The sequence below is a fragment of the Dinoroseobacter sp. S124A genome, assembly GCF_049801015.1.
Classification (GTDB): domain Bacteria; phylum Pseudomonadota; class Alphaproteobacteria; order Rhodobacterales; family Rhodobacteraceae; genus Dinoroseobacter.
This window is the reverse complement of record NZ_JBNAGD010000005.1, coordinates 314,553-328,873: the sequence shown is the minus strand read 5'-3', so window position 1 is coordinate 328,873 and position 14,321 is coordinate 314,553. Positions and strand designations below refer to the sequence as shown.

Below are 14,321 nucleotides of genomic sequence, written 5' to 3'. Positions count from 1 at the left end.
CGGAGCCATGGACCTGACCGCATATCTCCTCGCCGCCTTCGCCGTCGTTCTGACGGGCATCTCCAAGAGCGGGTTTGCCGGGGGGCTTGGCATTCTCGGGGTGCCGCTGCTGGCGCTGGTCATGCCTGCCCAAAGCGCGGTGGTTCTTCTGCTGCCGATCCTGTTGGGGATCGATCTGCTGTCGGTCTGGCGGTACCGCCGTGCTGGCCGGGCGGGGGTGATCCTTGCGCTTCTTCCCGGGGCGGCGGTCGGGATCGGGCTGGGCTTTGCCAGCCTGTCGCATGTGAATGACGACCTGCTGCGGCTCGGGATCGGGCTCATGGCGCTGGGCTTTGTCGCGCGGTTTCTCTGCGCCGGGGCGGGCCCGCGCGGGCCGGGCCGCGCGCCTTGGCCGCTGGTTTTCGGGGCCAGTGCCCTCTCGGGCTTTGCGGGCTGCATCGCCCATGCGGGCGGGCCGCCGATCAAGGGAACCTTCCTGCGGATGGGCCTCGACAAGGCGGCATTTGTCGGAACGAACGCGGTCTTCTTCCTGATGCTGAACCTGTTCAAGGGGGTGGGCTACGGCGCGCTGGGCCTGTTCTCAGCCGAAAGCCTCATGGCCTCGGCGTCGCTGCTGCCGTTTCTGCTGCTGGGCGTCGGGTTGGGCTTTGCCATGCATGACCGGGTGCCGCAGGTCCTCTTTGGCAAGATCGCCTATGGATTGCTGGCGCTGGCGGGGGTGAACCTCATCTATCTCGGGCTTGTCGGCTAGGTGCCGATCAGTCGCGCGATCCCCACACTGGCCTCGCAATCCCCGGCATCGCGGATCTCCAGCCCGAGACAGCGCGCGCGGATCTGTGTCCAGACCGGGTTCTGCGCCCCACCCCCAGCCGTATAGAGCTGCGTCGGTTGCGGTCCGCCATGGGCGGCGATGGCGGCATAGCCCTGCGCCTCGATCCGCGCTATGCTGTCCAGCAGGCCATGGAGAAACACCGCATCGTCCTCCGGGCGCGGGGTCATGCGCGGGGCGAGCGCGGGGTCGTTGACCGGAAACCGCTCGCCGGGCTTGAGCAGGGGGTAGTAGTCCAGATCCGAGGGCCGGGTCGGGTCGATCCGGGCCGAGAGCGCGGTAAGTTCCTCAGGCGAGAACAGCGATGCGAGCACGCCGCCCCCGGTATTGGACGCGCCCCCCACGAGCCAGACATCGCCGACCTTATGAGAATAGAGCCCAAGCTCCGGCGCATCCACGCGCGCGGGCGAGAGGATCTTGAGCGCCAGGGTCGTGCCCAGCGAGGTCACCGCAGCGCCCGGCGCCAGAGGGGCTGCGGCGAGAAAGGCGGCGATACTGTCCGTCGTTCCGGCATGGATCACCGTGTTCGGGGACAGCCCGAGCGTGGCGGCCATGTCTGGGGCGATCTGGTCGATCCGGGCCCCGGCGGGCAGGACCTGCGGCAGCAGATCGAGGCGCAGCCCGGTCTCGGCGAACCACTCGGGCCATGCGCCGGTCTCGGGATCAAAGCCGAGCTTCAGCGTGTTGTTTTCATCGCTGATCCCACCCCGGCCCAGCAGGCGCGCGGCGATGAAATCGGCCTGATGGAGTAGATGCACAGCGCGTTGATCGGGGTCCTCGCCCTGCAGGCAGAGCGCCCGGGCCAGCGCCGAGTTGGAGCCTTTGGCGATATGCGGTCCCGGGCAGGCGGCGGCGATGCGCGTCGCCTCGGCCTCAAACCCCGTGGAATTATACATCAGCGCGCGGGTTACAGGGCGCAGGTCCGCATCGGTCAGGACCATCGTGCCGGAGGTGCCATCGACCCCGATCCGCCCGACCTCGCGCAGATCGCGCCCGATCTCGGCCAGGGCGGTCGCCTGAGTTGCGAGGCAGGTGCAGGTCGCCTGCCACCATGCCTCTGCATCAATGTGGTCCGGATCCGGCTGGGGCAGATGCGCCGCGCGCGCGCTGCTCAGAACGGCACCGTCGGGGGCGAGCACCGCGCTGCGGATGCCCGACGTTCCGATATCTATGCCGAGGCGCAGATCGCTCATGACCGGGCGGCCAGCGCCTGACGGTACTTCTCGGCGTCCCAGTTCAGCAGCTCGGCCTCGGCGGCGGGGCCGATCGCCTCAGGCTCCCATCCCTCGGGCAGCCGGGTCAGCACATCCGCAATGCACCGCAGCATGGCCGCCTGAGACGTGGTCGCTGCGTCCTGCAACAACGCGCCATCCGTGCCTTGCAGGCAGACAGGCTGGCCAAGCGCCGTGGGCAGGGCAGGGCCAAGGAACACCACATGGTCCGGATAATAGGACCCGCCAAGTGCCAGCGCGCGCAACCGGGGGTCGGTTGCAAGCACGGTCGCGGCTGCCTCCCACTGATATCCCTCCGGGGCCGCTGCGGCGGGGGCCGGGGCAGGCGGGGTCAGTACGGGCATGGCGAGCCGGGTTTCGACCTCGGCAATCAGGTCCGAGACCTCCTCTACGGTCGCACCGGCACATACCAGCCCGTGGTTTTCGAGGATGATCACCTGCGTCTCGGGCGTCAGGCGCTCCGCAATTGCACCGGTCAGGGGCACGCCGGGCTTGTGATAGGGCACGAAGATTACCGGCAGGCCCGCCAGCTTCTCGGCCGCGATACGCCGCCCCTCGGGGGAGATCGCGTGGACCAGTGTCGCCACCGAATGGGTATGGGCGACCACGGCCCAATCGACCAGCGCATGGAAAGTTGTCTCGATCGACGGGCGCAGCGTGTTCTCCGGGTCGAGAACGGTGGCCTTGCAGGTCCCGTCCCCCGCGCCAAACGCCTCCGCCTTGGCCTTCTCGCGGTCCACGGCAACGAAGATCGGTGCATCGAGGGCATTGGCAAGCTCGGTCCCCGAGGCCTTGATCCACATCACCCCCTCGCCCTTGATCGAGGTGTTGCCGCCGGGGCCCTGTACCTGCAGCGGGTCGGAGCCGAGCCGGGCGCTGAGGGCCTGAAATTCATGGCTGAGGAGGGTCATTGGGTCACCTGAGCGTTGGAAGGGTGTAATGGGGCGGCGCGATCCGGGCGAAGAGGTCTTCGGTCGCTGCCGCATGAAGCCCGCCGGCAATGAACAGCGCGTGCCACCCGGCACCATGGGCCCCGGCGATGTCATGCTCGGGGCTGTCCCCGACCATCAGGATCCGCGCGGGATCCGCGATGCCGAGCGCCGATTGCAGCGCGGCAAAGATCGGCAGATGGGGCTTGCCATAGAAGGTCACCTCGCCGCCCGCCTCGCCGTAGTCATGGGCCAGCGCACCGGGGGAGATCACGGTCACCCCGCCCGCCCGCGGCGAGGCCCGGTCCGGGTTCGAGCAGATCAGCGGCAGGTGTCGGGCCCGTGCGGCGTCGAGCGTCGCGCGGATCGCGCCGTGGTCACCGCCATCGGGCAACCCCATCAGGAGGATCCCCTCCGCCCCGGCCACATCCCCGGTGAAACGCAGCGACAGGTCCCTGGCCCAAGCCTCTGCATCGCCGGGGGCGGCCGTGATCGGCAGCAATGTGGTGAGATGGGACAGGGTCTCGGTCTGCATATCGCGCCAGAGCGCCTCGCCGGAGGTCATCACAACCTCGAAACCGTCGCCCTCAAACCCCATCCCGGCAATGCGAGCACGGTTGATCTCGGCCCGTTTGCCCGAGTTCGACAGCACGGCCAGCCGGTGTCCGCGCGCGCGTAAGGCGGCCAGGGTTTCGACCGCCTGGGGGTAGGCGGTGCTGCCATCATGCAGCACCCCCCATTGGTCAAAGACGATGGCGTCATAGCGGTCGGCCACCGACAGAAGGCTGTCGAGCGCCGTCATACTATTTCGGATCGGGCGTGGGCGGCACGAGGCTGGCGATATAGGCCTCGGCCTCTTCCTTGGTGAGCGCGGGGGCGGATTTGCCCGCGCTGCCCGGGGGCATGTCGCCGAAGTAGAACTGATACCCTGGGATCACCTGACGGCGCTTGCGCAGGGGCATGCCCTCGTAAGGGAACACGTCCGAGCGCGCATTGGCGACCTTGTCATGGCAGGCGAGGATGTAGTCCGCGCGCTTGTCGAGCTCTTCGACCGATTTCCAGCCCTCATAGCTGTTCACGAAGCGCGCCGGCACCCAATAGCGCCAGCCCTCGTCCGGGTTCGGCTCCATGTTCCGCTCCTGGAAGATCGCGTCGCCCGCGACGACGATATCGCCTGCGCTGGTGGCGACGGTTACGGCCATGTGGCCGACCGAATGCCCCGGCGTGTGGAACATGGTGATGCCCGGCAGGACCTCGCATTCATCCTCGACCGCCTCGAACACGCAGCCCGTATAGGCCGGGTCGATGCCGAGATACCCGCTCTCATAGGTGCGGTAGTAAAGCGGCAGAGGATTGAACGCCATTTCGATCTCGGCCTTGGGCGCGATGTAGCGGGCGTTCTTGAATTCCTTCATGTTCTGCACGTGGTCCCAGTGCAGATGGGTGAACACGATCGCGTCGATCTCGTCCGGATGCACGCCCAGCTTCTGCTCGAGATGCTCATGCACCTGCAGGCAGCCGCGCTTGTCGCATTTATGGTGGTACTTGGTGGCGCGTTCCTCGTCGCACAGACCGGTGTCGATCAGGATCTTGTGCTCGCCGGTGTCCACATAGTGGCAATAGACCGGGTTCCAGATCTTCTTCCCGGCAGGGCCTTTCCAGAAGATATAGGTGCCGAGGTCTGCCTCGAGCCAGCCGGTATTGATTGGATAGATCTTGGTCTCTGCAACGCCCATCGGGTCCTCCATATACGGTTCACGATGTTTGTATACATAAAAAACCGTGTGTCTACAGAGCGGGGCGATTTTTCCGGCTGAAAGGGCAAATTAGCCGTTCGCGGCGAGCACTTGCATGAAGCTTTCGGTCATGTGCTTGCGCATTCCGTCGACAGCGGTCTGCGAGTCTCCGGAAAAGATCTTGGCCAGCAGGTCCACGTGGTTTTCCACGGATTTCAGCAGGTCGTCCTGGGTCTGGAGCTTCTTGGCGCGAAAGGGGCCGGTGCGACGTCGGAAGTCCGACGCCAGCTCGGATATGAAGGGATTCTCCGTGGCGCGGTAGATCGCGAGGTGGAGCGCCTCATTCGCCTTGATATAGCGCAGCCGGTCATTCTGCGCTGCCGCCTGGGCGCATTCGGCCTGCGCCGCTTCGATCTCTGAGCGGGCCAGAAGGGTAAGCCTCTGATTGGCGAGCCGCGCGCAGACGCTTTCAATTTCTTGCATCGCTTCGAACATTTGCGCGAGTTTTTCGCGCGAATACTCCGCCACGCGGACGCCACGTTTCTCGCCCGCGACCAGCACGCCTTGTGCGGTCAGCCGGTTCAGCGCTTCGCGCACCGGGGTGCGCGAGACGCCGAATCGTTCGGCCAGTTTGCTTTCGTCCAGACGTTGCCCGGGCTCGAGCAGCCCCGCCGCGATGTCATCGAGCAGCTGGCTCTCGATTCGCTGGCTGGATGATTCGCGAGGGGATCCGGCGCTTCGGTCCATTTGCGGGCTCCTGACTGGGCTGAACTGACCCTGTCTCTAGCATGAAACTTTGGCGAAATCCATCGACGCGGCATTTTTGCATATTTTTTGTTGCCTTTGTATACAAACTAGGGTTCCTTGCTGTCACGGTAAGGGGAGAGAGCCGGACATGCCTGAGATACGCCTGCAAAATCTGCGTAAGGACTACGGCGCCATGACGGTGATCGAGGACCTGAACCTGACCATGAAAGACGGGGAGTTCACGGTGCTGGTGGGCCCGTCCGGGTGCGGCAAGTCCACGACCCTGCGGATGATTGCCGGGCTCGAGAGCGTGTCGGGTGGTCAGATCATGATCGGTGACCGCGACGTCTCGCAGCTCGAGCCGAAAGAGCGCGACCTGGCCATGGTGTTCCAGGACTACGCTCTCTACCCGCATATGGATGTGGCCAAGAACATGTCCTTTGCCCTGCGTCTTGCGCGGATGAACAAGGCCGAGATCGAGACGCGCGTGCGGGATGTTGCCGCGACGCTCGATCTGACCGCCTATCTCGATCGCAAGCCCGCCGAATTGTCGGGCGGGCAGCGTCAGCGGGTCGCCATGGGGCGCGCGCTGGTGCGGGATGCGGGCACCTTCCTGTTTGACGAGCCGCTGTCGAACCTGGATGCCAAGCTGCGCGGGCAGATGCGCGCCGAGCTGGCGCTCATGTCCCAGCGGATCAGGAAGAACATGATCTACGTCACCCATGATCAGGTCGAGGCGATGACCCTCGGGGATCAGATCGTGGTCATGAAATTCGGCGAGATCATGCAGGCAGGCTCCCCCGAAGAGCTCTATCGCAGCCCGGCCAACAAGTTCGTGGCCGGCTTCATCGGCTCGCCGACGATGAATTTCCTCAATGCCGAACTGACCGAAAGCGACGGCGTGCTGAGCGCTGCCGGGCAGGGGTTCTCGATCCCACTGCCCGAGGCGCGCAAGGCCAGCCTGCAGGGCCACAAGGATCGCGCCGTGCATCTGGGCATTCGCCCGTCGAGCTTTGCCGAAGGGGCCGGCGGCATGCCGATGCCGATCATCCTGTCGGAATATATCGGCGCGCAATCGGTGCTGATTTCCGAGCTCGGCAGCCAGCGCGTCGCCATCGAGGTCAACACGGTGGAGCCGATCCGCTCCGGCGAGACACGGGAATTCACGGTTCAGGGAGAGGAAGTGCATCTCTTTGATCCGAAGACGGAGGCGGCGCTCTAGCGCAGCCCGCAGGATGGCCGCGCAGGCGGTCGATCAACATCTGGGAGGATGACATGACACGACACACGTCCAAGGTCTGGTCCGCTGCGGCGGCCGTGGCCCTTACATTCAGCGGTGGCTTTGCCATGGCGGCGGGCCATTCGGACCCCTACGCGCCCTATGCGGGAACCACGCTGGTGGTGAACTTCCCGGCACACCCGCATTACAACGCGGTGATGAACGTGCTGCCCGAGTTCACCGAGCAGACCGGAATCGAGGTCGAGGTCGACCAGTTGCAATACCTCAAGATGCGCGAGCGCCAGACGCTGGAGCTGACCAAGGATGAGGGCGACTATGACCTCATCGCTTACGTGGTCTTCTCCAAGGCGGACTACGTCTTCGCCGATCAGCTTGAGAACCTCGCCAAGTATTTCATGAACCCCAAGCTGGCGGATCCGAACTACGATCAGGCAGATCTGATCGACGGCTATGTCGAGAATATCGGCGTCGCGGGCGGCCAGAAGGGCTATCTGCCGGGCAAGCTGGGCTCGGCCTTCGGGATCCCCTTCGGGTCTGAGACCTCGGTTCTGGCCTATCGCAAGGACATTTTCGAGAAGCACGGCATCGCCGCGCCCGAAACCTATGACCAACTGCTCGACGCGGCCTGCAAGATCCCCGAGGTTGAGCCGGGCATGGGCGGCATGGCCTCCCGCGCGGCATCGGGTCACCAGGCGAGCCACGCCTTCCTGCTGCACCTTGCGCCGCTGGGTGGACGGGTCTTTGACGACAGCTGGAACCCGATCATAAACAACGAGGCCGGGGTGGCTGCGGCCAACGCCCTGAAGACCATCGTGGATTGCGGCCCCGAGGGCAGCACGACCTTTGGCCCGGCCGAAGCGGCGGCGGCGTTCAAACAGGGCCAGGCGGCCATGTTCATGGACTCCATCGCCTTTGCTGCCGGGTTCGAGGATCCGAGCCAGTCCAAGGTGGCCGGCAAGGTCGGCTATGCCCTGCACCCCGAAGGCGTGCGGCGCGGCAGCCAGACAGGTGGCTTTGGTATCGCCATCCCGAAGAACGCCCAGAACAAGGAAGCGGCCTTCCTGCTGATGCAGTGGCTGACCTCCAAGGAAGGCGATCTGGCCGTGGCCATGGAAGGCGGGAACCCCTCGCGTTTCTCGACCTATCAGAATGCCGAGCTGAACGCGAAGTTCCCCTATTCGGCGACCTTTGGTGAAGCGCTGAAACATGCTGATCCCGACTGGCGTCCGATCATCCCGACATGGGGCAAGATCAACGCCGATATCGGCACGACGCTCAGCCAGGTCCTGACCGAGGATCTCGACATCCAGGAAGCACTGGATGGTGTCGCCGAGCGCGCCCGCGCGGTGATGGATGAGGCCGGGTACTACACCTGGCAGTAAGCCTCCTCCCCGCACCTGACCGGCCCTTGCGGTCGGTCAGGTGACCCTTCTTGAAAAGGCCCCAGCCCATGTCCCTCGCGCGCGCCTCCCGTCTGACCCCGTATATGTTCCTCGCGCCTGCGGCTCTGGTGCTGGCCGTCGCGCTGTTCTACCCGATCTGCTACATGATCTATGCCAGCTTTCTGGACTGGAACCCCAGCCAGAGGATCGGCGAGGCGGATTTCGTCGGGATCCGGAACTACATCAAACTGTTCGGCGATCCGAACTTCCGCGAGAGCCTCTGGGTCACTCTGAAATTCGCCGGGATCGTCGTGACGCTCGAGATGATCATCGGGGTCGGTCTCGCGCTGCTTCTGGACCGGAATATCCGGGGGATGTCGGTGCTGCGCACGCTCTTCATCCTGCCGATGATGATCGCGCCGATCGTGGTCGGTTTGATGTGGCGCTACATGTACCACCCGACCGTGGGCATCTTTAACAAGACGCTGACATCGCTCGGCTTTGACAGCGTGCCATGGCTGTCGGACGGATCCTGGGCCTTTGCCTCGGTCATCATCGCCGACATCTGGCAATGGACCCCGTTCATTTTCATCCTGTCGCTCGCCGCCCTGCAATCGCTGCCATCCTCGGCCATCGAGGCAAGCAAGATCGACGGCGCGACCGCATGGCAGCAGATCGTCTACATCAAGCTGCCGCTGATGCTGCCGGTGTTGATCGTGACACTACTCTTGCGGCTGATCGACAGCTTCAAGGTGCTGGAGGTGATCCTCGTGATGACCAATGGCGGCCCGGGCCTGTCGACGGAGATCCTGTCCCTCAGGATCAATCGAACCGCGTCGGAATTCCGAGAACTTGGCGAGGCTGCGGCCATGTCGAACCTGCTGCTCATCGTGCTGCTGATCCTGACCTTCGCAATGTTCATCTACAACAAAGCCCAGGACGCCCGCGCCGCCCGGCTGCGCGCGGTGGAGGAAGAGGCATGAGCTCCCAGACCTACGACCGGCAGAACCCGGCTTTCTATGCGCTGCTCGTGGCGCTGGTACTGATGGCGGTTGGCCCGATCTACCTGATGCTTGTCACCTCGCTGAAGCTGAACGTGGACATCATGTCCGACAGCTCCAGCCTGTTCTTCATGCCCACCCTGCGGAACTACGAGACCGCGCTGTGTGACTTCCTGTGGTACGAGCTCGAGCATCTGCGGCGCTGCGATCCGACCTTCGGGCGGGCGCTGACCAACTCGCTGATCATCGGGCTGATCTCGACGGGCATCACGCTGGTGATCGGGACCATGGCGGCCTATGCGCTGGTCCGGTTCCGCTTCATGGGGCGGGACGTGGTGTCGATCTGGACGCTGATGATGCGGATGGTGCCGCCAGCGGTCCTTCTGGTGCCGGTATTTGGCATCTGGACGTTCCAGTTCGGGATCGACGGGACACGGGGCGGGATCATCCTCGTCTATGTGGCCCTGAACCTGCCCTTCGTGATCTGGATCCTTCAGAGCTTCATCGTGCAGGTCCCGATCCAGCTCGAAGAGGCGGCGCGGATGGATGGTGCAGGCCCGTTTCAGGTGTTCTTCCTCGTGGTGCTTCCGCTGATCAAGCCGGGCATCGCGGCGGCGTCGATCTTTACCTTCCGGGTGGCGTGGAACGAGTTCCTGCTGGCCAATGCGCTGGCGGATCGCAACAGCCGCACGGTGCCGGTGACCATCGTGAACTCTCTGACCGAGTTTGACATCGATTGGGGGGTGATCATGGCGACGGGGATGCTGCTGGCGATCCCGCCGATCATCTTTACCTTTGTCGCCAGCCGTCAGATCATCACCGGCATGACTGCTGGAGCTGTCAAAGGCTGATGTCCGTCCTGCTGCTGGCCACGTTCGACACCAAGCGGGAGGAGACCGAGTATATCTCCCGCGCGATGGAGGCGGCGGGTCTGACGGTGCGCCGCTGCGATATCTCGCTGAACGCGGAAGGGGTGCACTGGTCCCCCGAAGAGAAGCTCGCCGGGATGGATGCCGCTGCCGAGCGCGCCATCGCCGAGATCGCGGCGGCCTCGGCCAAGGCGCCGCGCCTCGTGGTCGCCCTCGGGGGCGGGACCGGTGGGCAGATCGCGCTCAAGGTGCTGCATTCCCTCCCGGCGATGATGCCCAAGCTACTGGTGACGACGCTGCCTTTTGATCCCCGCTACGTGATTGCCGATAATGCGATCGTGCTGGTGCCGACCATCGCCGATCTGTGCGGGCTGAACGCCACGACGCGCGATGTGCTGGACCGGGCCGCGGCGATTGCGGCGGGGCTGCGCGGGGCCTTGCCCGCCACGGGCGACGCGCCGCTGACCCCCTCGGTCGGCGTGACTTCTCTGGGGGTGACGGGGCCGGGCACGGATGCGTTGCGCCAGCGTCTGACCGAGGACGGGCATGAGGTCACGGTGTTCCATGCCAATGGCTTTGGTGGCGCGGCCTTCACCCGCTGGGCCGAGATCGGTGCCTTCAAGGGGGTGGTGGATTACACCCCGCATGAGCTCACCCGCTGTCATGTGGCCGGGATCCATGCCGAGATGCCGAACCGGTTCACCGGCATGGGCCATCTGCCCCGGGTCGTGCTGCCGGGCGCGGTGAATGTGATAGGGTTGGGCGAGGCCAGCCTGATGCCTGAGATCTACCGCGCGCGGCCCCATTACGCCCATTCACCGCTCTTCACCCATGTCCAATGCTCCGAAGCGGAGATGACCCGCTGCGCCGATATCCTTGGCGCAGCCCTTGCCGGATCCACCGCGCCGCAGCGCGTGCTGATCCCCATGGGTGGCTTTTCCTCCGAGGACCGGCCCGGCGGCGCGGTCGAAAGCCCCGCCCTGCGCCACCTCTTTGCCAACCGGCTGGAGACCCATGTCCCGGTTACCCGGCTGCCCGGACATATCAACGATGCAGAAGTGGCCCATGCCGCCGCCGATGCGCTTGCAGAGATCACAAAGGAACCCTGACATGATTGACCCCTCCGATGTCGAGGCCAAGAAAGACGCGCTGATCTGGTCGGCGCAGCGCTGTTTTGATCTGGGTCTGCAGACCAATGCGGGCGGGAACCTCTCGGTGCGCCTGTCCTCCGCCGAGGCCATCGTGATCAAGCCCTCGGGGGTCGGGTTTGCCGAATGCTCGCGGGACAACCTGCAGGTGGTGCATCTGGACGGCACGATCGAGCCGTCATCCTTCAAGCCGTCCAAGGATCTGGATTTCCATCTCGACCTCTACCGGATCCGGCCCGATATCAACGCCATCGTCCATTGCCATAGTCCCTGGGCGACCGGCTATGCCAGCGCCGGGATCGAGATCCCCTGCCTGACCGTCCAGACCATCGAGAAGATCGGGCGCATGCCGCTGATCCCCCTGTCGGAAAATGGCGGGCCCCAGACCGAGGTCGAGATCAGCCCGGTCTTTCGCAATGCGTCGGTGCGGGCGGCTGTGCTGGCCAATCACGGGACCATCGGTGTGGGCAAGACCCTGACAGCGGCCCAGTACCTCGCCGAGATCATCGAAGAGACCGCCCATATCGCCTTTGTTCGCGACACGCTCATGGCGGCCCATGGCAAGAGCGCGGCGGACCTGCCGAGCTATGGCACTGCCAAGGATGCCGAGGCCGCGCGTTAGAGCCCCGGCGCCGGTTCGTTTGCGATCTGGTCAGTTCTTGACCTAAGCTGGCCCCGGAAGAAGGTGCGCCCGGATGTGGGCGGTACTCTGCCCTGGCGCGCGACGGTGATGCGCCATGGGCAGTCCAGACAGGAGGGCCCACCATGACCGCGCGCACAACCACAGGTCGGGGCACACGCTACGACTCGATCCTCGAAACCGTCGGCAACACGCCAACCATTCGGATCAACAACCTCGCGCCCGAAGGCGTCACGCTTTACGTGAAGGCCGAGTTCTTCAACCCGGCCGCCTCGGTCAAGGACCGGCTTGCGCTGAGCATCATCGAGACCGCCGAGGCCAATGGCACCCTCAAGCCGGGGCAAACGGTGGTCGAGGCGACCTCGGGCAATACCGGGATCGGCCTCGCGATGGTCTGCGCCCAGAAGGGGTATCCGCTGGTCATCACCATGGCCGACAGTTTCTCGGTCGAGCGGCGGCGGCTGATGCGGCTTTTGGGGGCGCAGGTCGTGCTGACACCGCGGGCCGAGAAGGGGCTCGGCATGTATCGCAAGGCGGTGGAGCTGGCGGAGGCGAATGGCTGGTTCCTTGCGAGCCAGTTTGAAACCGCGGCGAATGCCACGATCCACGAGAACACCACGGCGCAAGAGATCCTCAGCGATTTCGAGGGCGCGCCGCTGGATTACATCATCACCGGCTACGGGACCGGCGGGACGGTGACCGGGCTGGGCCGGGTCCTGCGCAAGGCGCGCCCCGAGACCAAGATCATCCTCACCGAGCCGGTCAATGCGCAACTGGTCGCCAGCGGCACCGCCCAGGAGCGCAACGCGGCGGGCCAACCGGCGGTCAGCCACCATGCGTTCGAGCCGCACCCGATCCAGGGCTGGACCCCCGATTTCATCCCCAAAGTGCTGCAGGAGGCGCTGGACGCCGATTATTACGACGCGCTTTTGCCGGTTGCCGGGGCGGATGGCATCGCCTGGGCCCGCAAGCTCGCCCAGAAGGAGGGGATCCTGACCGGGATCTCCGGCGGCTCCACCTTCGCGATTGCGCAGCAGGTCGCCAAGACCGCGCCCGAGGGCTCGGTCCTGCTCTGCATGTTGCCCGACACCGGCGAGCGCTATCTCTCGACCCCGCTCTTCGAAGAGATCGCCGAGGATATGAGTGACGAGGAACTTGCGATCTCGCGCTCGACCCCGGGATATCAGCTGGACTAGGGGGCGCGCGGGCGGGCCAGCCGCCGCGTGCGGCCTGGCCAGCCTCCGCAACCGCACCCCCGCTGGTGGCGCGCATGGGCCCGGCCCAAAGCCGCGATCGGTCGGGGGGATGTCAACCGCCTGTCATACCGAGACGCTAAGCTTTGGAAATTGGGCGCTTGTTGAAAGCCCGGGCGGCGGCTAGGCTCCCGCTCAGGGAGTGTGGCTCGGGTGACGACAACCATCCAGATCTGACCTACCGTTGCGTATCGGATGTCTGCAAAAAGACACCGTCAATTATTCAGGGAGCGCAATTCATGAAATCATACCTACTCGTAATGGGCCTCGCGGCCTCTACCGCATTGACGTCCACGGCGGTCTCCGCCGAGACGCTGCGACTGCTGACCTGGGGCTCCTATGCCCCCGAAGCGCTTGTTGACAAATTCGAAGCGCAGTATCCGGACATCACCGTCGAGGTGACCTTCTCGAACAACGAAGAGATGATCGCCAAGCTGCGCGCCACCGGCGGCGCGGGCTTCGATCTGGCACAGCCGAGCCATGACCGGATCTATGCCGCGCAGCTCGAATACGAGATCTATAAGCCGCTCGACCTCTCGAAGATCGATACCAGCGTGATGTCCTCGGTCCATCTGGACGCGGTGAAGGGCAACACCACCATTGATGGCGAGGTCTACGCCGTGCCGCATCAATGGGGCACCTCCGGTCTGATGGCGGATATGTCCGTCGCGCCGGATGTCTCCGGCTGGGACGATCTGTGCAACCCGGCCTATGCGGGCAAGACCTCCATGCGTCTGCGCCGCACGATCCTGCTGGGGACCGCCTTCGCCATGGGCGAGGACCCCTTCGCGATGTATTCCGATCTGGACGCCTATCAGGACCTGCTGGACCGGGTGGCGGACAAGCTGATCGAATGCAAGGCGAACATCAAAGCCTATTGGCAGGGCGGCGACGACCTCTCGGCGATGATGCTGTCGGGCGAGATCGTGGCCTCCGAGACCTGGGACTCGACCGCATATAAGCTGTTCAACCAGAACGAAAACATCGTTTTCATCCCGCCAGAGACCGGCGCGCTGACCTGGATCGACACCTTCGTGATCCCGGCCAAGGGCAAGGCGGATGACGCGGCCTACAAGTGGATCAACTTCGTCATGCAGCCCGAGAACATCTCGATCATGTCCGGCAGCACCGGCGCGATTGCGGCTGTGCCCGGCGGTGCGGATCTGCTGCCCGAGGACAAGAAGAAAGCTGTGAACGCGGCCTTCACCGAGGAAGACATCGCCAACCTGAAGTTCTTTGCCAACATCCCCCCGGGCGTGGAGGACATGGAAGGCAAGGCGCTTGAGAAGATCAAGGCGGCCACGGGCGGCTGATC

General features: G+C 64.7%; 14 protein-coding genes. 9 read left to right on the top strand and 5 right to left on the bottom strand.

Translation table 11 applies throughout. The annotated features are described in order from the left end of the window. The first annotated feature begins 7 nt into the window (after positions 1–7). Positions 8–751 carry a sulfite exporter TauE/SafE family protein gene (locus tag ACP15I_RS14655; RefSeq protein WP_424975666.1) on the top strand — a complete coding sequence of 248 codons (744 nt, stop codon included), beginning with the start codon at positions 8–10 and terminating at the stop codon, positions 749–751. Here the strand turns inward: ACP15I_RS14655 and ACP15I_RS14650 are convergent. The 5 genes from ACP15I_RS14650 to ACP15I_RS14630 form a co-directional block, all read right to left on the bottom strand. After that, entirely contained in the window at positions 748–2,022 is a 1,275-nt protein-coding gene (locus tag ACP15I_RS14650) for an FGGY-family carbohydrate kinase (RefSeq protein ID WP_424975665.1), read from the bottom strand. The two genes, ACP15I_RS14655 and ACP15I_RS14650, sit on opposite strands and share 4 nt — an antisense overlap. Next, entirely contained in the window at positions 2,019–2,972 is a 954-nt protein-coding gene (locus ACP15I_RS14645) for a class II aldolase/adducin family protein (protein WP_424975664.1), read from the bottom strand. The genes ACP15I_RS14650 and ACP15I_RS14645 overlap by 4 nt, the downstream gene beginning before the upstream one ends. Before the next feature lie 4 nt (positions 2,973–2,976). Then, positions 2,977–3,792, bottom strand: a complete 816-nt coding sequence (locus ACP15I_RS14640) for a TIGR01459 family HAD-type hydrolase (RefSeq protein WP_424975663.1) — start codon at positions 3,790–3,792, stop codon at positions 2,977–2,979. Between the two features lies 1 nt (position 3,793). Next, the gene (locus tag ACP15I_RS14635) at positions 3,794–4,726 is read right to left on the bottom strand and encodes an N-acyl homoserine lactonase family protein (RefSeq protein WP_424965271.1); all 933 of its coding nucleotides are present in this window, start codon (positions 4,724–4,726) and stop codon (positions 3,794–3,796) included. Positions 4,727–4,816: 90 nt separating this feature from the next. Continuing rightward, positions 4,817–5,473, bottom strand: coding sequence for a GntR family transcriptional regulator (locus ACP15I_RS14630; protein ID WP_424965270.1), 657 nt, complete (start codon positions 5,471–5,473; stop codon positions 4,817–4,819). Positions 5,474–5,621: 148 nt separating this feature from the next. On the opposite strand from ACP15I_RS14630, the gene ACP15I_RS14625 reads away from it, so the two are divergent. The 8 genes from ACP15I_RS14625 (at position 5,622) to ACP15I_RS14590 (ending at position 14,319) form a co-directional block, all read left to right on the top strand. Beyond that, positions 5,622–6,695, top strand: coding sequence for an ABC transporter ATP-binding protein (locus tag ACP15I_RS14625; protein ID WP_424975662.1), 1,074 nt, complete (start codon positions 5,622–5,624; stop codon positions 6,693–6,695). 53 nt (positions 6,696–6,748) lie between these two features. Next, positions 6,749–8,095: an extracellular solute-binding protein gene (locus ACP15I_RS14620; RefSeq protein ID WP_424975661.1), complete on the top strand. Its 1,347-nt coding sequence runs from the start codon at positions 6,749–6,751 to the stop codon at positions 8,093–8,095. A gap of 68 nt (positions 8,096–8,163) precedes the next feature. Continuing rightward, a complete protein-coding gene (locus tag ACP15I_RS14615; RefSeq protein WP_424975660.1) occupies positions 8,164–9,078 on the top strand; it encodes a carbohydrate ABC transporter permease in 915 nt (304 codons plus the stop codon). Beyond that, on the top strand, positions 9,075–9,947 hold the full coding sequence (locus ACP15I_RS14610) for a carbohydrate ABC transporter permease (protein ID WP_424975659.1): 873 nt from the start codon (positions 9,075–9,077) through the stop codon (positions 9,945–9,947). The genes ACP15I_RS14615 and ACP15I_RS14610 overlap by 4 nt, the downstream gene beginning before the upstream one ends. Continuing rightward, positions 9,947–11,074 carry a Tm-1-like ATP-binding domain-containing protein gene (locus tag ACP15I_RS14605; protein WP_424975658.1) on the top strand — a complete coding sequence of 376 codons (1,128 nt, stop codon included), beginning with the start codon at positions 9,947–9,949 and terminating at the stop codon, positions 11,072–11,074. Before ACP15I_RS14610 ends, ACP15I_RS14605 begins: the two co-directional genes overlap by 1 nt. 1 nt (position 11,075) lies before the next feature. Continuing rightward, positions 11,076–11,735 (top strand): class II aldolase/adducin family protein, encoded by a 660-nt coding sequence (locus ACP15I_RS14600; protein WP_424975657.1) that lies wholly within the window; start codon positions 11,076–11,078, stop codon positions 11,733–11,735. Positions 11,736–11,878: 143 nt separating this feature from the next. Next, on the top strand, positions 11,879–12,949 hold the full coding sequence (locus ACP15I_RS14595) for a PLP-dependent cysteine synthase family protein (protein ID WP_424975656.1): 1,071 nt from the start codon (positions 11,879–11,881) through the stop codon (positions 12,947–12,949). Between the two features lie 296 nt (positions 12,950–13,245). Continuing rightward, a complete protein-coding gene (locus tag ACP15I_RS14590) occupies positions 13,246–14,319 on the top strand; it encodes an extracellular solute-binding protein (RefSeq protein WP_424975655.1) in 1,074 nt (357 codons plus the stop codon). Positions 14,320–14,321: the final 2 nt, after the last annotated feature.

What these genes read in the sequence shown, in the direction of transcription:
- ACP15I_RS14655 (WP_424975666.1), top strand. Translation starts at nt 8, where the DNA reads ATGGACCTGACCGCATATCTCCTCGCCGCCTTCGCCGTCGTTCTGACG.
- ACP15I_RS14650 (WP_424975665.1), bottom strand. Translation starts at nt 2,022, where the DNA reads ATGAGCGATCTGCGCCTCGGCATAGATATCGGAACGTCGGGCATCCGC.
- ACP15I_RS14645 (WP_424975664.1), bottom strand. Translation starts at nt 2,972, where the DNA reads ATGACCCTCCTCAGCCATGAATTTCAGGCCCTCAGCGCCCGGCTCGGC.
- ACP15I_RS14640 (WP_424975663.1), bottom strand. Translation starts at nt 3,792, where the DNA reads ATGACGGCGCTCGACAGCCTTCTGTCGGTGGCCGACCGCTATGACGCC.
- ACP15I_RS14635 (WP_424965271.1), bottom strand. Translation starts at nt 4,726, where the DNA reads ATGGGCGTTGCAGAGACCAAGATCTATCCAATCAATACCGGCTGGCTC.
- ACP15I_RS14630 (WP_424965270.1), bottom strand. Translation starts at nt 5,473, where the DNA reads ATGGACCGAAGCGCCGGATCCCCTCGCGAATCATCCAGCCAGCGAATC.
- ACP15I_RS14625 (WP_424975662.1), top strand. Translation starts at nt 5,622, where the DNA reads ATGCCTGAGATACGCCTGCAAAATCTGCGTAAGGACTACGGCGCCATG.
- ACP15I_RS14620 (WP_424975661.1), top strand. Translation starts at nt 6,749, where the DNA reads ATGACACGACACACGTCCAAGGTCTGGTCCGCTGCGGCGGCCGTGGCC.
- ACP15I_RS14615 (WP_424975660.1), top strand. Translation starts at nt 8,164, where the DNA reads ATGTCCCTCGCGCGCGCCTCCCGTCTGACCCCGTATATGTTCCTCGCG.
- ACP15I_RS14610 (WP_424975659.1), top strand. Translation starts at nt 9,075, where the DNA reads ATGAGCTCCCAGACCTACGACCGGCAGAACCCGGCTTTCTATGCGCTG.
- ACP15I_RS14605 (WP_424975658.1), top strand. Translation starts at nt 9,947, where the DNA reads ATGTCCGTCCTGCTGCTGGCCACGTTCGACACCAAGCGGGAGGAGACC.
- ACP15I_RS14600 (WP_424975657.1), top strand. Translation starts at nt 11,076, where the DNA reads ATGATTGACCCCTCCGATGTCGAGGCCAAGAAAGACGCGCTGATCTGG.
- ACP15I_RS14595 (WP_424975656.1), top strand. Translation starts at nt 11,879, where the DNA reads ATGACCGCGCGCACAACCACAGGTCGGGGCACACGCTACGACTCGATC.
- ACP15I_RS14590 (WP_424975655.1), top strand. Translation starts at nt 13,246, where the DNA reads ATGAAATCATACCTACTCGTAATGGGCCTCGCGGCCTCTACCGCATTG.